Consider the following 25,874-nt stretch of genomic DNA (forward strand, 5'->3'; position numbering starts at 1 on the left):
TTACAATTAACCTTTAATTTTCAATCCTTTTTCAATAGCTTCTTGAATAATTTTATGACAACAGACTCCCAAAGGGTTTTTTTCTATGCAATTAGAATTTTTCATTGCTCCAGTTATGGAATTTACTTCTTGTACGGTTTTCGCACCATGCTTTACAACTGCTTCAATTACCTGATCTTCTGTGACTTCGCTGCAATAACAAGCATACTTAGGATCTGAATATTTCTTAAACCAGATAGGAACTCTAACTTGACCTTTCAAGAATTTTATTTCATTATCTAACTTATAGTAAACAACGTCGCAGTCCTCGTCCATGCAAATCTTATATTGATCTCCGTTAACAGCATTACGATAATCTTCTACCACTAGATGTTGCTTCAACGCTGGCAAACTGGCCTAGGAAGTACTCATAAACTCTGCCAAGTAAGTCCTTTTCGCCATTTTGATGAAGTTTAATGGTTGAGATAAGGTCAATTAATTCTCCAAGTCTTCTTTTGTCAATTTCTGGTCTTGCATAACGTTTATCCAGTACTCCCTTTAGGGACGTATTCTCTTTTTCAATGAGAATCATGGCATCATCAATGTACTGACCAATCTTAGAATCTTTTGCATTATCTTTGATAAATGTCCATCTCGCTTCTTTAGGAACCCAGAAAATATTCTCTGCTTCATACTCATCTCGGTCCTCTTCAAAGCCTGCACCTTCTTCTACAAGGGCATTAAACTTCGTTTCAAATTTATCGGATATGTACTTAAGGAAGATTAGTCCCAGTACCACGTGTTTATATTCACTGGCATCCATGCTGCCTCTCAGTTTGTCTGCCGCTTTCCAAAGTGTCTCTTCAAATCCAATGTTTCCTGTGTTCTCAGCCATTAATATTCCCTCCAAATGTTTAATAGTTATGATCATCAAAGACTTCAAAAATTTCACTTTCAAAGCCTTCTTGTTCCGGTTCGCTACTTATCCATTCAGGTAAGACTTCGTAATAGTGCGCCAAAGCTTCAATTGTTTTGTGCAGAACTGATTCATGCTGCACTTTTTCAAGTAGTTCAACGATGAGCTTATAGGTCTCTACGTATGGATTATTATCCACTATATCCATTGCAGCCTTAAACTTAGATACCAGCTTGGCCTTTTCTATATCTCGCTCTATAGCATTCATTTCTTCTTTATCATAGATGGGAACTTCAACAAGATCATTAATCTCTCCCAAAGAAAACTGCTGTTCATGCTTTTTGATTACAGGCTTCAGATCTCTTTTCAGCTTTTCCTTCTGGATTTCTAACTGATCAATTTCACTAAATTCACGTCCAAAATAGGACTGATCAATGCCAAAGAGTTCTTCTAAAACCGGTAGATATTTCTTTGGAATGTTCTGTCGCCCTTTCACCCACATGTTGATATTTTGTTTTTTTATGCCAAGTTTTTCTGCAAGTTCTATATGTTGAAGGTTATAGAGGTTTAAAATATATTCTAATCCTATCAAGTTCTCACCTCCTGGTGCAGGGCTATAATCCCACCTAATATTTATTGTACTTCATTTTATTGACTCGGTCAATATAAAGTGCAAATGTTTTCTATTTTTTTGACAATAATCCTATCCACTCACTACATTTTTGTCAGCAATCCCATCAACTCACAAGCTTAATAGTCAATCTATCCACTCAACCTTAGGCTTTTCTATTCTTGGATAATTTCCCGCAAATTAAAAAACCGTGATTATCCTTCCGGCTTAAAGCCGGGTCTCAAATCACGGAAAGTCCTTATTTACTCATGTTTCTACGTTCTTACTTTTCTACCCTTGACATCAATACTACCGTCTCCACGTGATAGGACTGTGGAAAATTATCCACCGGAGTGACCTTCATGGTCTTAAAGCCGAAGGATTCCAGAATACCTAAATCTCTTCCCAAGGATCCCGGATCGCAGGATACATAGACGATCTTTTCCGGTGCGATTTCTCTGATGGCTTCAAGAAGCCTGATGTCGCATCCCTTTCTAGGCGGATCCACCACCACCACATCAGCTCTGATTCCCTGATTTATGAGATCCACAATGACTTCCTCGGATTTACCCACAAGAAATTCAACATTTTCCACATGATTCAGCGCCGCATTTTCCTTCGCATCCATAATGGCCTGGGGAACCACTTCAATACCGTATACTTTTCTTGCCTTCTGTGAAAGAAAGAGAGAGATGGTTCCTGCTCCGCAGTAACAGTCAAATACCGTCTCATTTCCGGTAAGACCAGCATATTCCAGTGCTTTCTCATACATCACTTCCGTCTGGACCGGATTCACCTGGAAGAAGGAATGGGGAGAAATCTTGAACCTGAAAGGTCCGATATAGTCCTCTATGAACTCTTTCCCGTAGACCAGGACATTTTCCCTACCCAGCACCAGATTGGTCTCCTCATGATTGATGTTGAGAAGCAGCGACTGGAATCCCTGAAGCTCTTTCAGCCTTTCCAGAAGCACCTCAAGATGGGGAACCTTACTATCCGTCACCACCAGGACCACCATAAGGTCTCCCGTTGTGAAACCCTTTCTCACCATCAGGTGTCTCAGGATCCCTTTGGGATCTGTTGAAAGGTCGTTATGATAAGTGGACACATTAAACTCTTCCGCCCAGGTTCTCAGCACTTTAAGCACATGGTCTCCATCCTCATGCTGCACAATGCAGTTTTCAATATCCACGATTCTGTGGGATCTTCGGGCATAGAATCCCGCCACAAATTCTCCGTTCACTCTGCCCAGAGGTATCTGAACCTTGTTCCTGTATCGGAAAGGATGCGCCATACCGATGGTCTCCTCCACAGGAGAAAAATCAATCCTTCCGATGCGCTCCAGAGAATCCTTCACTCTCTTTTTCTTGAACTGCAGCTGCCCTTCATAGGACGCGTGCATGATGTGGCATCCGCCGCATCTGTAATAGTATGGACAGGGCGGCTCCACACGCTTCTCACTCTTTTTTTCAATCTCCAGCATCTTCCCGAAGCCATAATTCTTGTTGGTCTTCAGGACCCTGACCTTCACTTCCTCTTCCGGCAATGCAAAGTCGATGAAAAGCGGATATCCATCCACTTTCCCGATGCCTTCTCCAGTATGTCCCTGATCCACGATCTTTATGGTAAGCTCATCATTTTTCTTCATCATCTATTCCCCATTCACTTCATTTCTTTCTCTCATTATAGTCTATAACTGTGCATTTACCCAAAAAAAACGCACCCATTCACAGGGTGCTGAAGTTCTTGAATCAGTTGCCAATAATTCAATTTTTTACATGTATTACTATATCACTAGCTTCCGTTCTAAATGTAAATTTATTAAATCTAAATTGTAAACTTTTTATTAATTTTTATCATCAATTATTGTCCTATCTTTCATTCTTATTGAGCATCAATCAAAATGCTATATGTGTACAAAATGTTAATTTTAACGCAATCTACAGTTTCTGGTCAGAAAAGGAGCCTTCCGGCCAATGTCATTAAGTTAATTAATCCTAAATAAGCGACCGGATTCTGGATTTAGATAAAATACAGAGTCCGGCGTTTATTTTACAAGGAAAACGTAAATCTGGGGTTTTTATTGCATGGCAAACAGGCGGGTTGACCCCGCCGGATTTTGATTTTATTAGAATTTACGCTATTCTATAATTAAAGCTGACAAAAGTCCTGAACTTGACCTTGCGAGGGTAATTTCGTCCTCTCCGAATGGGGAGAATATACTTTTGAATCAGCTTGCAGATGTCTAAGAAAGCATTGCTCTCCTTGAAATAATGTTTGCAAATACTAATGGCTTTTGAAAAGTTGACTTGATAGTCATATTTCCGGTTCTCTTTCTGGATCACTACGTGCGAGGTAATGATGGAACAGAAATTGTACATCGTCATTTTTGCAAAGATTTCTTGTGCAATGCTTTCTTTCTTTTTCGAATGAAGATGTGTCAATGCCAAGGTATGCTTCAGTTCGCGGAATGAAGTTTCGATGCCCCAACGCAGATAGTATAGGGATTTGATGACTTCTGAGGGAAAGGCGTCTTCCTCCAGATTTGTGATAAAGCATTGATATGAGCCATCTTCCAGCTGCACTTTGACTACCCGTAATGAGATAGGATAGAAGTGTGTGTACTCATCAAGAAAATCAAATGTCACACTTGTAGGCAAATACTTATATCGATCAGGATTTTGTCTGATCTGCTTGGTTTGCTTCCGAGTCAGTTCTCGATGAACTATCTGATCGAACTCCCCGCTTGCGGGGGTATTGAATATTCCCAACATGCTTCTTGTCGAAGCATCTTTCACACGGATTAAGAATTTCCATCCCTTTGCCATCATGTGGGCAAAGACGTTATAGCTTTCATAACCACGATCGGCAACCAGCAGAACCGGCGAGTCCAAATCTGATTTCCGCATCATCTCAATAAGAGCTTGTCGTTCATGTGTTTTTCTGCCAGGCTGAATTTCGCCGTCCAGATACACCCGGTTAAGAAGATCATAGAGAGCATTGACATGCAGGAGATTGAATCCCTTCGTTCCAGGGGTTGACTGAAAATAGGTTTCTGTATCTCGAGGATTGTGTGGAATATGCAGATCTGAACCGTCGACAGCCACCAGTCGGTATCCATTCAGTGTTTTGAAATTGCTAAAACTATGGGTGAACTGATACAAGATTGACTTAAAAATCGAATTGGACAGCTTATCACGCTGCTGAGTAAATGCCGAAGCGGTGACAGTATCAGGTTGATAATCAAAGTATTCCAGCATTTCTTTATCGATGCTCCCTGATCCAAGGAGCATCGTAGCTTTAATCATATGGTCTAGAGATAGTTTCCGGTGGCGTGTAAAATCTCTTTCTGGATCAGAGAGGAACTCGTGTTTCCGCGCAATATGGTCATCGACGACAGTAAATAGCTTCTTTCTTACAATAGAGGGAAAAGTGTGTTTCGGCATAACAGGCCTCCTTCGAATTTCTATATTCAAAGGGCTTCGCCGCATTTTTCCTGAGGATTGTCAAGCTTTTTTTGAAATTTCCGCAAAGAAAATCAGTGTATGATTTCCATACACTGATTTTCTTAACTTAATGACATTGGCCTTCCGGCTCCTTTTACATCAGAATTTATGATTTTAAGACCGTACGTCCATTGATCACAAGACTTCTCTTGCCGTCGATGGTCACAAGGGTCCCTTCCGTCAGGACTGACATGGCATTGGCAGCCTCTGCGATGACAGGGATGTCATGCTTCATGGCTTCCACGGAAATGTCCGGAGTCACCTGATTGGTTTCCACGATGACACCCGATACCTTATGGATGATGTCCATATAGGTGTCATTGAGGGAATTCACCACCAGAATATCTCCTGCCTGAATCTTTTCCTCAGCAGTCTGAACAGAGATGGCCTTCTTGATGACACCACTGACAATCTGCTTGGTTTCATGGGTTCTCTTTCCCTGAAGAAGCACTTCTCCGATGAGATGCACCTTGATCATGTTGGTGGAACCTACAAAGTTGATGGGCAGTCCTGCGGTGATGACCACAAGTTCTCCATCATGGACGAATCCGCGCTTCTTGGCGATTTCCGATGTGGTATCGATCATTTCATCGGTGGAGTTGTAAAGCTCTGCCACGATGGGATAGACACCCCAGTAGAGGAGTAGCTTTCTCGCCACGGACTTGCTTGGTGTGATGGCCAGGACCGGACACTCCGGTCTGAATCTGGACACGTTCTTTGCGGTACTACCGGATACCGTTGCGGAAATGATGGCCGATGCACCCAGCTCATAGGCTGTGGTGACACTGGCAAGGCTTATGGCAATCGGCACAGAGGAAGCATGAGTCAGCATCATTTTCGTGATGAGCTTATCATGATTGATCCTGCTTTCCGCATCTTCCGCGATCTTCACCATGGTCTCCACAGATTCCACCGGATACTTTCCATTGGCAGTTTCCCCTGAAAGCATGATACAGTCGGACCCGTCAAAGATGGCATTGGCCACGTCAGACACTTCCGCCCTTGTAGGTCTTGGGAATCTCACCATGGATTCCAGCATCTGAGTAGCAGTGACCACAGGCTTACCGGCCTGATTGCACATTTCGATGATTTTCTTCTGAATCCCCGGTACCTGTTCCAGTGGAATTTCAACACCCATATCCCCTCTGGCCACCATGATGCCGTCGGAATACTTGATGATTTCCTCTACGTTATCGACACCTTCCTGATTCTCGATCTTGGACATGAGGAAAATATCTTCTCCACCAAGGTTTCTCAGAACCTTACGAATGGCAAGGACGTCTTCCGCTTTTCGGATAAAGGAAGCAGCCACGATGTCCACACCCATTTCCACACCGAAACGAAGATCATCCAGATCCTTCTCTGTCAGTGCAGGCAGCTGGGTCTTCACGCCGGGCAGATTGATTCCCTTATGGTTCGAGATGGTTCCCGAGTTAAGGATCTTGCAGGTGATGACCCCTGTGGCCTCATTCATGGCCGTGACTTCCAGCGCAACCAGTCCATCATCTACAAGGATTCTGGAACCGATACGGACATCCTCCGCCAGCTTTTCATAGGACAGAGAAAATCTTTTGTCATCTCCCAGAACCTCTTCCTTGGTATGAATATCTATGAAGTTTCCTTCATGAAGCAGTACAGGGGCATCCTTGAAATCATGAGTTCTGATTTCAGGTCCCTTGGTGTCCAGGAGAATCGCCACAAGTTTGTCCTGTTTTTCCGCTTCACTTCTTACCGTTTCCATCTTTTTCTTGTGATTCTCATGCACATCATGAGAGAAGTTGAATCGGGCAACATTTATTCCAGCACTGATCAGCTCACTCACCTTTTCCGGTGAATCAGATGTAGGTCCGATGGTACAGATAATTTTGGTTTTACGCATATTCTTCCTCCTAATTTCTCTTAAACGAGGTCCATTGCAATCTGGTACAGTTTCTCATTGAAAGGTCTCTTCACACTTAACGCTTCATGAATATCATAATCTACAATATCACCCTTGACGGTTCCAATGACACGTCCTGATTTTCCTTCCATCAGGAGTTCCACCGCACGGTGCCCCATCTTGGAAGCCAAGATTCTATCAAACGCAGTCGGTGCTCCACCTCTCTGGATATGTCCCAGAACCGTAGCTCTGGTTTCAATGCCTGAAACATCTTCGATCTTCTTGGCGATCTCATGGGAGTTTCCTACCCCTTCTGCTATGACCACCAGATTATGATGCTTCTTCTGTCTTCTTCCATCCATGACGGTCTTGATGATTTCCTCATCCGTGTATTTTCTCTCCGGAACCAGAATGGTGGTGGCTCCACCGGCAAGTCCCGCATAAAGAGCCAGATCTCCGCAGTCTCTTCCCATGACTTCCACCACGGAAACTCTCTGATGAGAGGATGAGGTATCTCTGATCTTGTTGATGGCATCAATGACGGTGTTCTGTGCCGTATCGAATCCGATGGTACGGTCCGTATAAGCCAGGTCATTGTCGATGGTGCCAGGGATGCCTATGGTCTGTATGCCAAGCTCTGAAAGACCCTTGGCGCCCATGAAGGATCCGTCTCCACCGATGACCACAAGTCCTTCGATGCCATAGATCTTCAGAACCTGTGCAGCCTTTTCTCTTACTGCCGGATCCTTGAATTCCGGAAATCTGGCAGTCTTCAGAATCGTTCCACCTCTTTGTATGATATCCGATACGGATCTTCTGTCCATGGGCAGAATCTCTCCCTCATGCAGTCCCATGTATCCTTTGTATATCCCCATAACTTCAATATTGTTCACTAGCGCTGTTCTTGTCACGGCTCTGATGGCAGCATTCATTCCTGGCGCATCTCCACCGCTGGTTAATATCCCGATTTTCTTCATTTCTTATCCTCCTAAAAGAGAGGCAGAAGAGTTTATCTTCCGTCCACAAAAATTTTAGCCCATACTATTGTATATCTAAAATGAAATGATTTCAAGAAGATGATATCACTTCCGTCCAGTACGTAAAATTCTTAACTTTCAACAAGTTTCACGTTCTCTTCACCCAGTTTCTCCTTCAGCATCCTTATCACCGGAGAAGCACTGTCAATCCACAGTTCTCTGGCCAGCTGCATCACATCCCTCTTATCCGTTGCCACTACAATGACAGGTGTATCTCCACCGAAGGTTTTGAATACAGGTCTTAATGCCTTCACCATAAGCTTGGCGTCTCCCATGCTACCGAACCTGAGGTAGAGTTTGGCGCTTTTCGCGGCAGTGAGATCCTCCACCGTTTCCACAATGAGCTTCGGATTCTCCTCCTCCTTCAGCGACAGTCTTCCTTTGACCAGCACGATGCTGTCTTCCTTGAGGTACGACACCACCTTGTCATAGGTTTTGGGAAACACGATGCACTCCAGAACCCCGGAGAGGTCCTCCAGATTCATGAAGGCCATCATGGCAGAATTTCTCGTGATCTTTCTTGTGATGTCCCGGATCATACCGCCGAGGATCACTCTTTCTCCATCCTTGAATCCGCTCTTTTTCATCATGGCATCAGCATATAGAGCGGCATCGTCTCTCACGTCATCCAGGATATCATCGCTTTCCGAGAGAATATCAGACACTTTATGACTGACCGCCTTTCTCAGCGTCTCCTCATATTCATCCAGAGGATGGCCCGTAAGATACATGCCCGTCATTTCCTTCTCCATGAAGAGCAGATCCCTGTGATCGAATTCTCTGAGATCCGGATACTCCACTTTCACCGTATCCTCGTCTTCCAGGATGTCCCCGAACAGTGAAACCTGTCCGTCGATGTTCTTTCTGCTTTTCTGCGCAAAGCTTTCAATGATCTTCTCGTGGACCGCCAGCATCTGAGCACGACTTCCGTCCAGACCATCGAAGGAACCCGCCTTGATGAGGGCTTCCACCGCTCTTTTATTCAGTCCCGTGGCCGTGTTTCGCTCAATGAAGTCCATAAGATTCTTGTAGTTTCCGTTTCTGTTTCTCTCGGAAACCAGAGCATCCACGAAATTCTTTCCGACGCCTTTGATGGCACCAAGACCGAACAGGATTTTCCCGTCTCTGACCTTGTATCGGAATTCCGAACTGTTTATTTCAGGAGATACCACCTCAATGCCCAGACTCTTCGCAAACCTCAGATAGGAGAAGCACTTGTCGGCATTTCCCAGGAAGCTGTTCAGCATGGCTGCTGTGAACTCCGCAGGGTGATACCGCATAAGATAGGCCGTCTGATAACCGATGACCGCATAGGCTGCGGCATGGGCCTTGTTGAAGGCATAGCTGGCAAAATCCATCATCTGATCGAAGATGGTGTTTGCCACCTTCTCACTGATGCCGTTACGGACGCACCCAGGCACCACCACCTGTCCCTTCTCGTCCACCAGACCATAGATGAAGTTCTTTCTTTCCTCTTCCATGACATCATGCTTCTTCTTGCTCATGGCTCTTCGGACCAGATCAGATCTTCCCAGGGAATAGCCCGCCAGGTCTCTCACGATCTGCATGACCTGCTATAGTGATAGGTAATCCTTTGAACTTATCTCCAGATTTTCCCCCACTCCACACCGTGCGTGCAATTTTCACCGCACACGGCGTTCCATCGAGAATCTTATAGCTAAATATCTAAATAGTTTTCAACTTTTTCCAGGGTGAGCTTTTGCCCCTCTTTGTCGTATTCTTTGATAATGGATAGGCCTAATGTAAAGCGTAACCGATTGGTTTTTCTTCTCTGTTCAGAGTTTAGATTCAAAATCCCGAGATATTTCTCGAGAGTTTCCTCTTGTGTCGCATGAATTAGTTTATGAACATCTTCATGTATCAACACAAGATTCCTGAATTCATCAGTTCCGCCATCCTTACGGGCCTTTTTGTGATGACAATGTATTTCGGCTGTGGTTTCAATGGGTTTACCTAATACATAGCATTTTCCATTTTGCATTGAGTATAATGAAATTCTGTTATCAAAGTACTCAATGTTTTGGTTATTTGGGTAGTGCTTTCGCAATTGATTCAACAGCTTTAATTCATTGCCAAGATAGTCATGTATCTTTTCTCTTCCTTCAGGGGTGTATAGACAGTTCTTAATACTAAATGCCATCGGATTTTTAAACTGTATGGCGTATATTGGGTAAATAGGTTCGCCCGTCCCCTTGATGTATCGGAGCGACTTATACTTCCCATATCTCTGTATTTCTATGTCCGTTAGGTCCCTACCTGTTTTCACTAAACGATTACCATTTTGGGTGTTTAATCCATTGTATAACAGCCTGTAGGTTCTTTGTTGTATGTGATTCAAGTCACTTGATACCATCGTTGCGATACTGTAATAGTTTTGAATACCCATTACCATCGCATTGTATAGTACGATCTCCCTAACTTCACCGTCTGAATTTCCTGCATGACATATCTTTTTAACTTGTTCTATCAGCTTTTCTGACTTGACTGCTAATGCTTTATCACTTACGTGTGAGAATACAGTATATTTGTTTTTCTGATGATTCCATGTTACTTTGATTTTAAATCCAAGGAATTCCATGTACTGTTTCCTGACATCAACAATTTTTGTCTTTTCTGAAGATATTTCAAGTTTCAGCGTTTCTTTCAGCCATTTTTCGGTTGCGATTAATACTTTTTGTGCATCTTCATGTTTTCTACAGAAAACCCTAAAATCATCTGCATATCTCACAATCCACATTTCTTTCAGCATTGTTGTCTCTTGCATGCCACGGAAAGCATGAGAGGATGTTGTTCCGTTAGCCGTCACCCTCTTTTTGTAATTATTAGTTACTGGGTGATTCTGCCATTGGCTTTCAATCCATTTATCCAAGTCGTTCAATACTATATTAGCGAGTAACGGTGATAAAATGCCACCTTGCGGGTCCCTTTTGTCGGGATTATGGTTTGTCCATTTTCCAGTTTTATTGGTCCTTTAAGGATTTGCTTTATTATCCAGATTAGTTGCTTATCTCTTATACCCATGGCCCATGTTTGTCTGATTAATTTCTTGTGGTCAACGTTATCGAAGAATCCTTTGATATCAAACTCTATGACATGGTATAAGTTGCTCATCTGGAGCATTCTATATGTTCTAGCTATAGCATGTTCAACTGACCTTAAGGGTCTGAATCCGTAGCTGTTGTTTGAAAATTTTGCTTCACAAATGGGTTGCATTACTTGTAGAATACACTGTTGTATTAATCTGTCCCAAATACATGGTATGCCGAGTGGTCTTGTTTTTCCATTGGGTTTAGGTATTTCCTTTCTTCTTACGGCTTTTGGTCTGTATCCATGTTCACTTCCGCGAGTTATGAATCTCACTTTACTTACCACTTCTTCAGCAGTCAGTTTTGAAATATCTTGGATACTCAATCCGTCAGTTCCAGGAGTTTTGCTTCCACCATTGGTTTTGATGTTCCTGTATGCCAATAATATGTTTTCTTCCGATAGTATTATCTGCATAAGGTTATCTAATGTATTACCATCTTGGCTTTTTGAATACAACTCATCGAAGACCGTTTGCATGTTGTAGTATTCGTTATGTCTCAAGTCTTCAATAGATTTTCCCTTTTTCTTTGACATAGGGCACCTCCCATCATATGAAAGAGGCATTTTTGTCTTACTCGAATCCCCATGTTCAACTATATGATATTTGCTTGTTATTCTCGACTTGTGGCCATCCCTATACTCCTCATTACAAGGAGTTTTAAAACGGTTCGACCACTACTTTTCAGCACCGATTCAGTTGCTTATTGTTCTTCGACAACTTAGACCTTTATGGTCCTCGATACTTTTCCGTGTTCCAATAACTCTATCCGTACATATACCCTTAGGTTCTTGCTATAAGCCTGTTAGCTTGGACACGCCCGCCAGATTTCTCCTTCGCGTACCATGGGATTTCATAACCAAGATTCTTACTTTCCCACACTAACGATGTCCCTTAGACTTGTTCATACCTTTCGATATGCTCATATCTAGACCCTTTACATCGCAAGTTCGTCTGTCAGCGTCTTTTGCTGATATTCTAACCATAGGTATTTTATGGACTACCGACCTATCGACAACCATATCTCTTACTTTCTTCCTTTCATGCGGGTGGGCTCTAGCCTCTTTTGTACCAACATTACTTGTCCGTTTCTTAGACGTAGGTTTCTTCAGCCGTCTTCACCGAGCTTCATACACCTAAACTTTCGTTTTATGATGCATGTCGGAGTATTATAGTATGCGTTTCAGGGCGTTACTCCTTCATTCCGCATATCGAGTTATTAGTTCAGACCTGTTGTTCCTGTAAGCTTATCAGCTAACATTCCTTGTAAGTCTGCTCAATCTTTTCAATTGAGAACGCGTCGCACCCTGATAGATGATTACACCATAGGTCACGGATAGGATGGGCTCCAGTTCCTTGCATAGATAGGTGATCTTCTCGGGATTGTTCTTGTTCTCGATGTATTTCGGAATCTCCGACATCGGTCCCGGTCTGTAGAGGGAGATCCCCGCGATGATGTCCTCCAGAGAATCCGGCTTCAGCTCCTTCATGAAGCTTGTCATCCCTGCGGATTCCAGCTGGAAGACCCCCACAGTCTTTCCTTCTCCGATCATCTTGTAGACCTCAGGATCCGTCAGGGAGAGAGTATCCACATCGATCTCCATGCCGCTGGCTTCCTTGACCATATCCACCGTATCCCGCATCACCGTCAGCGTTCGAAGGCCCAGGAAGTCCATTTTGAGCAGTCCCAGCTCTTCCAGAGTATTCATGGTGAACTGGGTCACGATGGATTCCTCGTTTCTCTGCAGGGGCACATAGTTCACCAGAGGCTTCTCAGAGATCACCACACCCGCCGCATGGGTGGAGGAGTGTCTGCTGAGTCCTTCCAGTTTTCTTGAAATATCCAGAAGCTCCATGACTCGTCCATCGTCTTCATAGACTCTCCTAAGCTCCGGATTCATCTCGATGGCCTTATCAAGCGTGATGCCCAGAACACTGGGAATCATCTTGGCGATCTGGTCCACTTCCCCGTAGGGATAGTTCATGGCACGTCCCACATCCCGGATACAGGCCCTGGCGGCCATGGTTCCAAAGGTGATGATCTGAGCCACATTATCCGCACCGTATTTCTCCACCACATAATCGATGACTTCTCCTCTTCGTTCATAGCAGAAGTCCGAATCGATATCCGGCATGGAAATTCGTTCCGGGTTCAGAAACCGCTCAAACAGCAGATTGTACCGTATGGGGTCGATCTTCGTGATATTGAGGCAGTAGGATACGCAGGACCCTGCTGCGCTTCCTCTTCCCGCCCCCGTGGCAATGCCGTTGTCATTGGCGAATTTGATGAAGTCCCAGACGATGAGGAAATAATCCACATACCCCATCTGGTTCATGATGCCCAGCTCATAGTCGATGCGCCGGATGATCTTCTGCTCCTCTTCCCCTGGAAGTGACCGGAGGGCTTCCACATCCACCGGTTTTCCTCTGTAGCAGCTGAAGACATCATATTTCTCCACCATACCCTCATAGGTTCTCAAGGTGAGATACTGGTAGGGATCCGCACCTTCGGGCAGCGGAAACTTAGGCAGCTTCGATACATGGAACTCATAGTCGAAACTGCACTTCTTCGCGATCTTCACCGTGTTCTCCAGGGCTTCGGGAATATACTGGAACAGCTCATGCATCTCCTCATAGGATTTCAGATAGAACTGATCCGACGGATAGCGCATCCGGTTCTCCTCATCCACGGTCTTTCCCGTCTGGATGCATAGGAGAATGTCGTGGGCTCTGGAGTCTTCCTTCTTCAGGTAATGCACATCATTGGTGCAGACCAGTGGAATATCCAGCTCCCTGGCCAGGGCGATGTTCAGCTTATTGACCTTCTTCTGCTCTTCCAGACCATGGTCCTGAAGCTCCAGATAGTAATCCTCCTTGAAGACACGCTTGTAGAACTCTGCAGCTTCCCTGGCTTTGTCCGGCATATCCAGGTTGAAGTACTCCTGAACCTCTCCACCTAAACAGGCCGACAGGCAGATGAGCCCTTCCGCATGCTTTTCGATGAAGGCGTGGTCCACTCTGGGTTTATAATAGAAACCTTCCAGCGATGCAGCCGATACGATCTTCATGAGGTTCTCATACCCGGTCTCGTTCTTCGCAAGAAGAACCAGATGATGGGTGGTGTTTTCCGGGTCCTGATGCTTGATGTGCATGTCTTTGGCCGCCACATAGATCTCGCATCCGATGATGGGCGTGATCCCGGCTTTCTTTGCCGCTTTATAGAACTCCACGGCGCCATACATGCTTCCGTGGTCTGTAATGGCCACGTATTCCATGCCCAGCTCTTTGGCTCTTCCGATGATGCCGTCGATTTTCGCTGACCCATCCAGAAGACTGAATTCCGTATGCAGATGTAGATGGGCAAATGCTCTTTCCATAACTTGTTTCCTTTCTGTCTGTTTGCGCGAAGCTGCCTCTTAGGCTGTGAAGTCGCAGGCTTTGGATGCTTCCAGCATGGGTCTTAGATTCGCCAGCACTTCGTTCACATGATACTCATGCACCTGATAGGCATCCATATCTTCCTTGGAATCAAAAGTGGTGATAAGGCAGATGTCATAGCTTCTTTCGGTGAAAAGCTCATCTTTTCCCACGGTGAGTCCTTTCAGCTGGGGAATCTTTCCTTCCATGGATGAAAGGATGTTTCTGGCCTTGTCCATATTCTCCGGGCTGTTGTCTTTCAGTTTGAAAAGTACTACATGATAAAACATTTATTGTCCTCCTGATTTCTTTCTTTATTCTTTGTCATAGGATCGGTTCGTACAGGGATCTTCTTTTCCACGGGAATGGGCCTAATCGTCCAGCGTATGCAGCACATTGAGCCTGGAGGCTGCTATGAGCTTGTCCCTGGAGCGCAGGGCCACATCCACTTTGGAATGAAGCTTTGAAGTCTTGATGATGCTGATCTCCATGGTGAACCTGGCATCGATGCCCAGCACCTCATAGAAATCCGTGGTGCATTTATCGAGGCTGCAGCTGTAATACTGGTTCTGCAGATGAGAGATGGCGGTCTTGGACATGAGCATGGACAGAAGGCCTCTGGATGCATTGCCCAGCGGGTCCAGAAACTCCGGTGACACTACGCCACTGTAGTAGAATTTCCCGTCTCTCTTCTCCACCACCAGGCTTCTTATAATCTTATCCTCAATGGTGTCCGTTTCCATGGGCTTCATATGTCTTTCCTGAAGGGCCTTCAGGATATCGGTTCTTGTGATGACCCCCACTAGAATGCCTTCCTCCGTCACCGGACAGATGGGCAGATTCTCCCAGTCCATGATATGGGCCACATAGGACACGGTGGTCTTGGGCGTCACGGAGATGTTCACCTTTCTCATGACATCGCCCACCAGGTCCGTATCTTCTCGTCCCAGGGTTTCCTTAGGCGTTATGATGCCCTGAACCACCATTTTCCGGTCCACCACGGGAAACTTCTCGTGGCCGGATTTCTCCGAGATCTTCAGGTAGTCCTTAATGGTGCTGTCCAGAAGCAGATGATGGGTCTCCTTCTGGATGATGTCCTTCACATAAGGAATGGTCTGCTTGATGAGATTTTCCGAAATCCCCCTGTTGATCATGGATGCAGTGGTGAAGGTATCATAGGAACAGGAAATGATGGGCAGCTTCAGCCTGTCCGCCAGGGCTACGTTCTTCTCACTGGCTTTGAATCCACCGGTGATCAGTACGCCCACCCCCATGTTCAGCGCCAGGGTATGGACTTCATCCCGGTTTCCCACGATGAGCAGTCCGCCCATGGTCAGATATTTCTTCATGGCCTCCATGGTCATGGCACCGATATTGAATCGATAGATGGTCTTCTCCACTCCATCTTTTCCACCTAAAAGTTCTCCATCCACAATCCGGATGATTTCATTGTAGGTGATGGACTCGATCTTCTTTTCCTTCTCACTTTCGATTCGGATGGTACCAGTCCTTGGCAGGGTCTCCAGATACCCCTCTTCCTCCATGATCTTGATGGCCTTGTATGCCGTGGCATCACTGACCCCCTGGTCTTTTGCCAGGGTTCTCACAGAGAGCTTCGTGCCCAGCTGCATTTCCTTGATGTGTTCCATGATGCGATCTATTTTCGCCACTACAGTCCCCCCTTCCTCAGTTCATCGGCTATTTTCTCGATCTTTCTCAGTCTGTGATTGACGCCGGATTTCCCCACAGGAGGATTCAGCATCTCTCCCAGTTCCTTCAGCGATTCATCCGGATAATCCAGCCTCATCTCCGCCACTTCTCTCAGCGGTTTCGAAAGCCTGTTGAGTCCGATCTCCTTTTCTATGAGTTTGATGGACTCCACCTGCCGCACGGCTGCATTCACTGTCTTGGACAGATTGGCCGTTTCGCAGTTCACCAGTCTGTTCACATTGTTTCTCATGTCCTTCACGATTCTTACATTCTCGAATTCGAAAAGACTGTTGTAGGCACCGATGATGGATAGAATATCCACAATCTGCTCCCCTTCCTTCAGGTACACGATATAGGCGTTCTTTCTGGCAATGACCTTGGAGGTCAACCCATAGGAATTGATGAGCTCCTTCAGATCCTCCGCCAGCTCCAGGGAGTTCACGACGAACTCCAGATGGTACGCCTTCTCTGGATTGGAAACGCTCCCTGAACCTAGAAAAGAGCCTTTGATGTAGGCTTTCTTCAGCGCATCCGTATGAATCAGCTCCTCACCGATGCTGTAATCCAGGCTGAAAACATCCTCTTCACTTCTGAGAATCCCTGTTTCCATAAGAAGATCCTTCAGGCCCATGTCTTCACTGATGACAATGACATAGGCATTGTTCTTTTTGAGTGAGCCTGATTTCTTCACCAGAAGCCTTCCGTGGATCTCCAGATGGTCCTTCAGAAGCTTGAAGATGAACCTCGCAGTGGAAGGATTCTCCGTGGTGATCTTGAAGGCCAGCTTCGAGGATCCGAAGGACAGCGTCCCCGATAACCTCATGATGGCGGAAAGAATCGAGATGATTTCTTCCCGTGATATATCTGTATTTCTTGTTATTTCACTTTTCACTGTCGATGAAAATGACATAGTATCACCCGAACCTGTTCTATTTTTATTGTAAATTCTGCAGTTTTCTCCATCTTTAACAGACAGTTTTAGTACAGTTTACCTTTCTAATTATACCATAACACCAGAAATCATAGAACGGATAAGCACCCATTCACCACAATTAAAATAGGGGTGTTCCGACACCGGCAGATCGCCTCGGTCAGAACACCTTCTTTTCTACAGCATCCATGATTCTGTTCTCATTTTTTTCTGTGTTTCAGCTTGCCTGATAAAGCCACATACTCCAGGATTCTCTTCTTGTCATTGACCAGAGCCTCACTCAGGATGATCTCCATGAGTTTCTGGGAAAGCTTCTCCGCATCATGCCTGACGGAAGTTTCTCTGGGCTTTATAAAATCTCCTGTGATGAGCTTGAACTCATATTCCTTGAGATTCTCCTCATCCACCGGAACCTCAAACTGATTCATATGGTGGTAAGCGCTTCGAAGCTTCGGATTTCTGATCTTCGTCGTGTTGGCAAAGACATAATCCAGCGGACCGATGTCACCATGCTTATAGATGGCCCGGATGTGATCCGACACCTTGAAATCATCCGTTTCTCCCGGCTGCGTCATGACATTGCAGACATAGATCTTACGCGCCCTGCTTTCCTTGATGGCTTCCGGAACCCCTTTCACCAGAATGTTCGGAATGATGGAGGTGTAGAGGGAGCCCGGTCCTAGAATGATGGCGTCCGCTCTTAGAATTTCTTCCCGCACATCAGACAGGCACTCCGCATTTTCCGGCGTGATGTAGAGCCTGGCGATCTTCGCGCCTTCGGATATACTCACATCGGGAATGTGGGACTCTCCCACCACCACCTGATCGTTTTCCAGCACCGCATTGATCCGGATATTGTCCAGCGTCACCGGAAGCACTTTTCCTGTGATGGCAAGAACACTGGCCATTTTCTGCACCGCATCTTCAAAATTGTCCGAGACGCCGTCCATGGCGGCGAGAAAAAGATTCCCGAAGCTCTGTCCTTTCAGACTCCCATCCTTGAACCGGTACTGCATGAGCTCCTCCATGAGGGGCTCGGTGTTGGCCAGAGCCACCAGGCAGTTTCTGATGTCTCCAGGCGGAAGAATGCCCAGGTCTTCCCGAAGGACCCCGGAGCCTCCCCCGTCATCGGCCACGGTGACCACCGCGGTGATGTTGTTGGTATAGCTCTTGATGCCTTTCAAAATAGTGGAAAGCCCCGTGCCTCCACCAATGATCACGACCCTTGGCCCCTGGACCAGAAGCTTCTTGTCATGAATGAGGCTTCCGATTTCTCTGGAGTCCATATTGAAATCGATGAGTCCGTCCTTGGCCAGAGACATGAAGTTCTTCAGAAGCTCCGCCGTGGATACATACAGGGTGGAAGCACCTAAAATAAGAAGATAGATATAATACAGATTATATACATCTTCTCCAAATCTTCTGAATATCAGTTCTATAATGGCAAACACCAGCAGGCTGATACCCACAATGGCCAGCCCGAACCATCTTTTGATTCCAAATCCCGTATTCATCCAGTCTTTTATCTTCATCTATATACACCACTGATTCCTCTTGTTCTTACCTATGATTATACCACAGCTTATTTAAGTGAAGAACATGCCTCTTCTTATTTGCGTTTCTGCAATTAGAAGTAGCATTTCACCTACAACAAAGAGAACCGGCTTTTAAAGCCGGTCCCCTGAGGTACTGCAGTTCAGGAAAGTGAAGACTCTGGTAAAGGATCCATTAGGCCTTCTTCAGTGTTTTCTTCCTGTTGATCTGCACAATGATCTTATCAAATTTTCCGTCCCGTCTGAAGAGACTATCCGAGATTTCCCGGTTGAGCTTCAGCGTGCTCTCGAAGGTGTACCTGTCCCCATTTTCATAAAAGACCGATACCGCATCATGGTCGCTGAGCTCATAGATCACCGGAACAGAACATATGGTGAAGCCCAGCTGATTTTCCCTTATGTCCAGCGTTCTTTCCGGAAGGACCCAGTCCACCTGTTTCTTCAGGAACTCCTCTTCCGACAGCATGCTTGGATCAAATCGGATTTCCCCTTCTGACACGAAGACACCCAGTTCGCTGAATCTGGTGATGAAATCCTCTTTGACCTGCCCGGTCATGCCAGGCTGCTGAACTCCTGCAAAACCAGGAGTATGGGAATAGGCGTCACTTGGGAATGCGCCATAGTCAAGGGGCGATTTGTCCACACCGATGCCAGCCTTCAGATCTCGGAAGTGCTCTGCCAGTCTGTCCGCATCCTCCAGCTCACCGCTTCTCAGGGCAAGTTCATGGTTTTCCTTAGCAGCAAGCACAAGTTTCGAGACCATATGCCAGTAGATGCTTCCGAGTCCCTCATATTTATAGAAGGTCCCCGAACGGCCTGTAAAGGCATGGTGCTCAAACATCTCATGGAAGATTGCGCCGACTTTCTGTATGTCTGCCATCTCGTAATCCGTCTCCGAAGAGAGAGCATCCATGATCTCCTTGGCATTTCTGAACTGTCCGTTGAAACGGTATTGCCCTCTCACATCCTGTTCAATGAATCTTCTGGATCCTTTTTCAAGTTCCATCTGAAGAAGTGATGAGGATTTCACCGCTTCCTCAGGAATGATGTTCTTCTGAAGGAACAGCGGCAGTTCCCGGACCGGATAGAGCATATAGCTGTTCTGATCCTCGCGATAGATCCGGCTTCTCTTCAGTGCCTCAAGGACGTCTAGCGCTTCTCTGCTGCTTAATGCGCCAGAGCTCAAGACCGCCACCTGTCCTTCCAGCATCTCATAGAGATGACTCAGGCTGCAGGTGTTTTCATCGAATCGGAGCAGATTGTATGCATGATAGAGGCCATCCTCTCTTCTGTTTGCGGCGATGGCGGCATCCAGATGTCCCTTCGCAGCATGGAGCAGTCTTCGGATATCATCATAGGAAAGCGCTGCCTTTTCGCCCGTAAACCCATCAGCATAGATCTTCTGACGATAAGACGCCCCGATGCGTCCGAGTTTCATGACGATTTCATAGCGCGCTTCATCACTTATGGTCTCATCCAGAAGCGATGCGCTTTCTTCAAGAACCTTCAGCGTGTCCACAAGCATCCTGCTCATTTCACCGGAAACGGCCACCGTGCCTTCCGCATCTTCCAGCAGCGTATCCATGAAGCTCAGGTAACGGTATAGATAGTACAGCGTGACCATGGAAACCCCGTTGCCCACCAGGGCATTGTTGGCATCATTCCATTCCGGACGCTGGGTATTCATCCAGATGCCTCCATCCGGGATATAGCTGGATAATTTGGAGAGCAGCACCGCAAGGAGTTTTTCCGTGAGATTCACATGATAGATCTCTTCTCCTACGAAATGCAGCTTGCCGTCTGCGCCATACCGCTCCACTTTCCTGCTGATGGTTTTTGCAGCCGCTTCATCATAGTCAATGGAATTCTTGGGATCTCTTACGAGCTCTTCGATTCCCTTGATTCTGTATGGCACGTTGGCATAGACAAAGATCTCCTTTTCCAGCATTTCACTGAGCTTGTTCGGATGGTACTTCTTCGACAGCTCCATGAGCTTCAGAAGATAGATGACCTGATGGTCTCCCCAGTATCCGATGTTTGACCAGGGGTCTTCCGGATCCGGTTCTTCCCAGTCCACGCCATCCTTGGTGATGCGGTAGGCATTGTATCCGTCCGGTGTGGATGCGTTCACGAATTTCGCGATGATGCTTTCGATATAGCCAGGGAAGGACAGGGAAAGCGCTTCCCAGTTCTGGAAAATGTCTCTCCAGTTCCCTTCAAAGTTCAGATTCCGCTTTCCATCTTCACCGCTTATTTTGATGTTGAATTTATTCCATGGACGGCTGGGATCCCCATGTCGTCTGGAATAGGTCAATGGGAGATACTCCAGAAGGATTCTTATGAGATCTTTATCGCCGGTTTTTTCCACCATAGCTAAAAGCTCCGCATAATTTTTCTCTTCAGGCAGAGCATCCAACATGTTTCTGTGCCTTGTGAGGAGGTCCTTATTCCAATTTCCGATGAATGCCAGCAGATCCTCTGTAAAGACATTGTAGCCATCCGCATAGATTCCACCACGCATGATATTGTACAGGGTGTTGGAGAAGTGCCTGTAGCTGTCCATTTTCTTTTCCGTGATCTGGCATCCGTCGGCGTCAAATACAAGCTTCTTCAGATTCTCATCGCCTCTATTAAGATCCGCTTCCAGACTGTGGAGGATGCTGTCGCCTTCGCGTATTTCACTGATCAGCGCTTCGATATCCGCCGCGCTCTGCTTGAGCTCTGAAACCATAACCCATGTCTTTGACTGAGAGCCGGAGAGTTTCAGTTCAGAAGACACATAGAATGCGCCTCTTTGACCCTTGATGTCATATTCCGTCGTGATGTCGGACCCTCTTCTGAAGCTTCTGACCTGATGCTCCGAAAGAAGTATCGTCGGCTCATCCAGACCCTTGGTCCAGACCGTCGTCGCTTTGAGGGACTCACTGGGTTCGGGCTGATCCGATATGATGGAACTGAGGGTGAAAATGCCCAGGGCTGATTCCTCCACCAGTTCGCTGCGCTTATATCCGTCAATGAGTGTACTGCGACTTGACTGAGCCAGTGCGTCCACGCCGTAGGGCAGGATGTTTCTGATGCCGTCCAGCACACGTATGTCAAGCTCTTCACCTGAATCGTTTAAGAGTTCCGACTCCTTGACCAGGCCATAAAGGCTGCTCATCTTCCAGGAGTATCGATAGGTCAGCTTAAGATCCACATTCACTTCCTCGAACATGATCTTGTTGCCCATGGTGTTCTTATAGAGATTTCTCTTTATTCTGTATACGTCCGCATTGTGACTGGTAAAAGGCTGCCAGAGACTGCGCCTTTCCCCATCAGAAACAATCAGCGCAGTATCCGGACCTGTGGTCTCAATGCTGTCATGAACCTTGTCGTCCGTAACATAGGGAAACAGAGCGTTGTCAGGGTTCTCCCGGCCCGCGGTGAGCCCCCCTGTACTGGAAACGAAGAGCCAGAAATCTCCGTCATTGACGATGGTCATGAAAAATGGAGGCATTTCATGAAAATCGCTGATCCGGAAGAATGTTTCCCCCTTCATTTCCACAGTGGTTAATGAAATTTCCGGTGCGTCAGCATGGAGTACACTGTCACCGATATATATATTCGTATCTTTCATCGTTACTTCCTTTCATCCTTATGATTAGCCCTTCACTGCACCGGCCGAGATATTTTCAATGAGATATTTGGAGGCGAATATGAACACCACAACAATCGGTACGATGGAGATGGCAAACCCGAGATAGATCGCTCCCTGATTCTGGTACCAAATTCTCAGTGCCTTCAGAGAGGAAATGACCATGGGCAGTGTTTCATTGGCCTTGGAACTCAGAATGACTCTGGCACTCAGATAGTTGTTCCAGGACCCGATGAAGGTGAAGATCGACATGGTCGCTACACCTGGAGCCATGAGCGGCAGTGCGATTCTGTGGAAGATATAAAGCTCTCCCGCGCCATCTATTCTGGCTGCCTCTATGACTTCCTTCCCGAGGGAGGAACTGATGTAGGCTCTCAGGAAAAACACTGTTCCGATGGAGGCGATGGCTGGTATGATCAGCGCAAGATGATTATCCATGAGCCCGATCTGGGTCATGAGTCTGACATAGCCAAGAAACGCCAGCTGGCTGGGAACCATCATGAATATGAGGATCAGTCCGAACAGGACATTCTTTCCTCTGAAATTGAACACATGGAATCCGTAGGCCGTAAGGGCTGAGAAATAGCCCGATAAAACCGTCACAGCCACGGCGATCTTCAGGGAATTCATGAACCCCCTGACCACATCCACGTTGTCCACCAGAATCCTGTAGTTTTCCACCAGATTCGTTCCTGGAATCAGTGAGATACCCTGGGTTGAAATGGACATTCCGTCACGGGTGGCATTGATGAGCACGATCCAGAAAGGAATGACGGCAATGACCACAAGGAATGCAAGGAAAAGATAGATCAGGCTGTATACCAGAACTTTCTTCATTTTGTTTCTTCGAATCTCTTTCTGTCTCTGTTCATCGGTCTGAGGAAGAGTCTGTACTTTTCTTCTATTGTCTTTCATGAGGATCACCGCCTTTCATCATCAGTACTTCTTTCTTTTTCGCTTTCTTCTCTTTTCGGTTTTCAAAAAATTCCTTGATTTCTCTTCTGTTTGTCGCAATGGTGAACACCGCTGTAAAGACCATGATGAGCAGGAATAGTACAAAAGAAAGGGCAGAAGCATAACCATAGTTTCTGTAGACGAACGCCATATTATAGATGTACACAATCATCGTGTTCAGACTGCCTTCCGGAAACCCTCTGCTGTCGGTAATGAGAAACGGAATATCAAAGAGCTGAAGTCCGCCAATGAGACCTGTTACCATGACATACATGAGAATCGGCTTGATGGAAGGTATGGTGATGTTCTTCATGATCTGGAATCTGTTGGCCCCATCGATTCTTGCCGCTTCAAAGGTCTCTTTGCTCACAGCCTGCACGGAAGCCATGAATAGAATGAAGGAGTTCCCAAACCACATCCAGGTCTGAATCCCCGACACACTCATCTGAGCCAGAATCGGCTTTGTCAGCCATCCGATGGCCTGATCGATCCACCCGATATTAAAGAGGACCTGATTCACGACACCATAGTCTCTGTCCAGAAGCTTCACGAAAATCAGTGCGATGGTGGCAGAAGCGATGAGATTCGGCAGATAGAATATAACCCGGAAGAAACCCAGTCCTTTGACTTTGTACTTGATGTCCGAGAAAATCATAACCAGCAGAAATGCCAGGAAAATCTGGAAGAAAATATTCACTGCCCAGATTCTGATTGTATTGTAGAATGCATCCACCACATTGGGGTCGTTGAAAACCAGTTTGAAGTTTTCAGCTCCAATGAATACCTGTGGTCCATAACCTTTGAATCTCGTCATGGAAAGGTACAAGGTGAACAGAATCGGATATACATTAAACAGGGCGAACACCAGAAAAAATGGTGTGATAAAAAAATATCCTTTCCTTTCTTTTGTTTTTTTCATTTTTACCTCCATATGCAAAAGTAGACGTTACGTCTACTTCTGCATGGTTTTTTTCTTTATTCTGTTGGTAGTCCATCCACATAGATTTCTGGATAGGTCACCTGGACATCACTATAGAATTTAGTCAGCACATCTGCAATGGAGCTGTAACCTGCACCACCCTGCTTGTAGTTTGTGATGTGTGTACCCAGAAGATCATTGAGACCTCTGTCATAGACTGTTACATTGGATAGATCGATCTTGGCCGCTTCTTCACTGAATACCTTCAGGTGATTCATTCCGCCCAGGGACTGTCTTCCTTCGTAGTCTGCAATGACCGGTGCCATGACGGACTCTACGGAATACATGTCTCCATCGGCTTCCTGACGCTCTGCCAGTCTTTCCTTGTCAAACAGCATGGACTTCAGGAATGCGAATGCCGCTTCAGGGTTTTCGGAGTCTGCATTGACGCCCAGATAAGTTCCACCCCAGAAGTAGGAATTCGGTCCGGATGCCATACCCCAGTTGCCTTTGAATGCCGCATTTTCATATGCGTCCTTCTCTTCCTGAGAAGCATCTTCCGCAGGCTTTGCCAGTGTGTTGCCGTCCGCATCCACTTTTTCCATGTTCGGTTCGATGATGTATCTCAGACCCCATGTAGGCATGGAGTAAGCCATGACCTGCCAGGTCTTTCCTTCTGCATCCGTCAGGTCCTTGTCCATGGCATCAAACCAGGGACCGCTCCACTCTGCTGCGTTGGCAGTCAGTGAGGCATCGATGGTTTCGCCGTACATTTCCTGTACCAGATTGATGTAAGGAATCTGTTCCTTGATTTTATCAGGATTCAGTTTTCCGTCTTCATCAATCCATTTTGCAGGATCGTTTGTACCTGCAGCGAAGTGTCTTACAGCCTGATCATCCGGGAACAGTCTCCAGTTCGGATTGTAGGCTTTGACTTCCACCTGTGCTTCAAGCATCTTTTCAATGGAATCGAACTTGTTTTCGTTCATCCAGTTTGTCACAGCAGTGTTGTAGTCTTCAGTATCTTCCGCTGGGAATCCGGCTTCTGCGCCCCATACTTCAGCAGCCATATCTGTTTTGAAGAAGATGGCGCCAGGTGTCACCTGCCAGGATAAAGCAGCAAGTTTTTCTGTAGCTGGATCGATTCCGGACTGCCAGATGTACTCGGCATAATCCGCCTTCTCTGCGGCGATATCCACATCAGGATCATTTTCCATCATGGTTTCGATGTCGGCGTAGTATCCAGCTTCAATGAACTGCTTGATGTGGTCAAGCTCTCCGGTGAATACATCCGGTCCATTGCCGGAGGATAGTGCGGGCAGAATCTTGTCCATGTAACCATCCTGTATGGATACTGCAACAAACTCCACTTCCATGCCCTCTAAAGGCTTGCCTTCTGCTGTATACAGTTCCTTGAAATGGTCAATATCTCCTGCAGTTTCCAGTTCGTCCGTGAAGGACCAGATCACCAGTTTCTCACTGGAATAGTCTTTCGATGGGTCTACCTCTACGGAAGGTGCCTCCCCAGATGTTCCACAGGCAGAAAGTACAAACATCGATGCCAGTAAGAATGAAAGTATTTTTTTGATCTTCATTCGATTAACCCCTTTTCCCTTTATTTTCAACACTCATTATGTCGCACCCATAATATAGCACATTTACGAAAGCGGTTTCAATAGTTTTTTGAAAGTTTTTTCCAAAAAATGAAAACCTTTTAAATAGA

General features: G+C 46.0%; 14 protein-coding genes and 4 pseudogenes. All 18 read right to left on the bottom strand.

Translation table 11 applies throughout. The annotated features are described in order from the left end of the window. Positions 1-6 precede the first annotated feature (6 nt). A pseudogene (locus ACHAL6_RS02945) lies at positions 7-375 on the bottom strand ((2Fe-2S)-binding protein); the annotation flags it as partial. Further along, positions 362-874 (bottom strand): annotated as a pseudogene (locus tag ACHAL6_RS02950) (type I restriction-modification system subunit M N-terminal domain-containing protein); the annotation flags it as partial. The pseudogenes ACHAL6_RS02950 and ACHAL6_RS02945, both read right to left, overlap by 14 nt. Before the next feature lie 19 nt (positions 875-893). Next, positions 894-1,487, bottom strand: coding sequence for a helix-turn-helix domain-containing protein (locus tag ACHAL6_RS02955; protein ID WP_395268759.1), 594 nt, complete (start codon positions 1,485-1,487; stop codon positions 894-896). Positions 1,488-1,788: 301 nt separating this feature from the next. Continuing rightward, positions 1,789-3,156, bottom strand: a complete 1,368-nt coding sequence (rlmD, locus tag ACHAL6_RS02960) for a 23S rRNA (uracil(1939)-C(5))-methyltransferase RlmD (RefSeq protein ID WP_395268760.1) — start codon at positions 3,154-3,156, stop codon at positions 1,789-1,791. Between the two features lie 484 nt (positions 3,157-3,640). Further along, positions 3,641-4,951 (bottom strand): IS4 family transposase, encoded by a 1,311-nt coding sequence (locus tag ACHAL6_RS02965; RefSeq protein ID WP_395268761.1) that lies wholly within the window; start codon positions 4,949-4,951, stop codon positions 3,641-3,643. Positions 4,952-5,117: 166 nt separating this feature from the next. Beyond that, a complete protein-coding gene (gene pyk / locus ACHAL6_RS02970) occupies positions 5,118-6,890 on the bottom strand; it encodes a pyruvate kinase (protein ID WP_395268762.1) in 1,773 nt (590 codons plus the stop codon). A gap of 20 nt (positions 6,891-6,910) precedes the next feature. After that, entirely contained in the window at positions 6,911-7,867 is a 957-nt protein-coding gene (pfkA, locus tag ACHAL6_RS02975) for a 6-phosphofructokinase (protein WP_395268763.1), read from the bottom strand. A gap of 131 nt (positions 7,868-7,998) precedes the next feature. After that, a complete protein-coding gene (locus ACHAL6_RS02980) occupies positions 7,999-9,495 on the bottom strand; it encodes an OB-fold nucleic acid binding domain-containing protein (protein ID WP_395268764.1) in 1,497 nt (498 codons plus the stop codon). Positions 9,496-9,605: 110 nt separating this feature from the next. After that, positions 9,606-11,569: pseudogene (ltrA, locus tag ACHAL6_RS02985) on the bottom strand (group II intron reverse transcriptase/maturase). Positions 11,570-12,340: 771 nt separating this feature from the next. Next, positions 12,341-14,410, bottom strand: a pseudogene (gene dnaE / locus ACHAL6_RS02990) (DNA polymerase III subunit alpha); the annotation flags it as partial. Positions 14,411-14,449: 39 nt separating this feature from the next. Continuing rightward, on the bottom strand, positions 14,450-14,740 hold the full coding sequence (locus ACHAL6_RS02995; protein ID WP_395268765.1) for a Dabb family protein: 291 nt from the start codon (positions 14,738-14,740) through the stop codon (positions 14,450-14,452). A gap of 81 nt (positions 14,741-14,821) precedes the next feature. Continuing rightward, positions 14,822-16,120: a DRTGG domain-containing protein gene (locus ACHAL6_RS03000; RefSeq protein WP_395268766.1), complete on the bottom strand. Its 1,299-nt coding sequence runs from the start codon at positions 16,118-16,120 to the stop codon at positions 14,822-14,824. Continuing rightward, a complete protein-coding gene (whiA, locus tag ACHAL6_RS03005; protein WP_395268767.1) occupies positions 16,120-17,070 on the bottom strand; it encodes a DNA-binding protein WhiA in 951 nt (316 codons plus the stop codon). Before whiA ends, ACHAL6_RS03000 begins: the two co-directional genes overlap by 1 nt. Before the next feature lie 221 nt (positions 17,071-17,291). After that, positions 17,292-18,623, bottom strand: coding sequence for a uridine diphosphate-N-acetylglucosamine-binding protein YvcK (yvcK, locus tag ACHAL6_RS03010; RefSeq protein WP_395268768.1), 1,332 nt, complete (start codon positions 18,621-18,623; stop codon positions 17,292-17,294). Positions 18,624-18,819: 196 nt separating this feature from the next. Further along, the gene (locus ACHAL6_RS03015) at positions 18,820-22,260 is read right to left on the bottom strand and encodes a hypothetical protein (protein ID WP_395268769.1); all 3,441 of its coding nucleotides are present in this window, start codon (positions 22,258-22,260) and stop codon (positions 18,820-18,822) included. A gap of 24 nt (positions 22,261-22,284) precedes the next feature. Continuing rightward, entirely contained in the window at positions 22,285-23,193 is a 909-nt protein-coding gene (locus tag ACHAL6_RS03020) for a carbohydrate ABC transporter permease (RefSeq protein WP_395268770.1), read from the bottom strand. Further along, the gene (locus ACHAL6_RS03025) at positions 23,180-24,151 is read right to left on the bottom strand and encodes a carbohydrate ABC transporter permease (RefSeq protein WP_395268771.1); all 972 of its coding nucleotides are present in this window, start codon (positions 24,149-24,151) and stop codon (positions 23,180-23,182) included. The genes ACHAL6_RS03020 and ACHAL6_RS03025 overlap by 14 nt, the downstream gene beginning before the upstream one ends. Before the next feature lie 56 nt (positions 24,152-24,207). Next, positions 24,208-25,746 (bottom strand): ABC transporter substrate-binding protein, encoded by a 1,539-nt coding sequence (locus tag ACHAL6_RS03030; protein ID WP_395268772.1) that lies wholly within the window; start codon positions 25,744-25,746, stop codon positions 24,208-24,210. Positions 25,747-25,874 lie beyond the last annotated feature (128 nt).

It is taken from the genome of Proteiniclasticum sp. C24MP (assembly GCF_043951855.1).
Taxonomy (GTDB): domain Bacteria; phylum Bacillota; class Clostridia; order Clostridiales; family Clostridiaceae; genus Proteiniclasticum.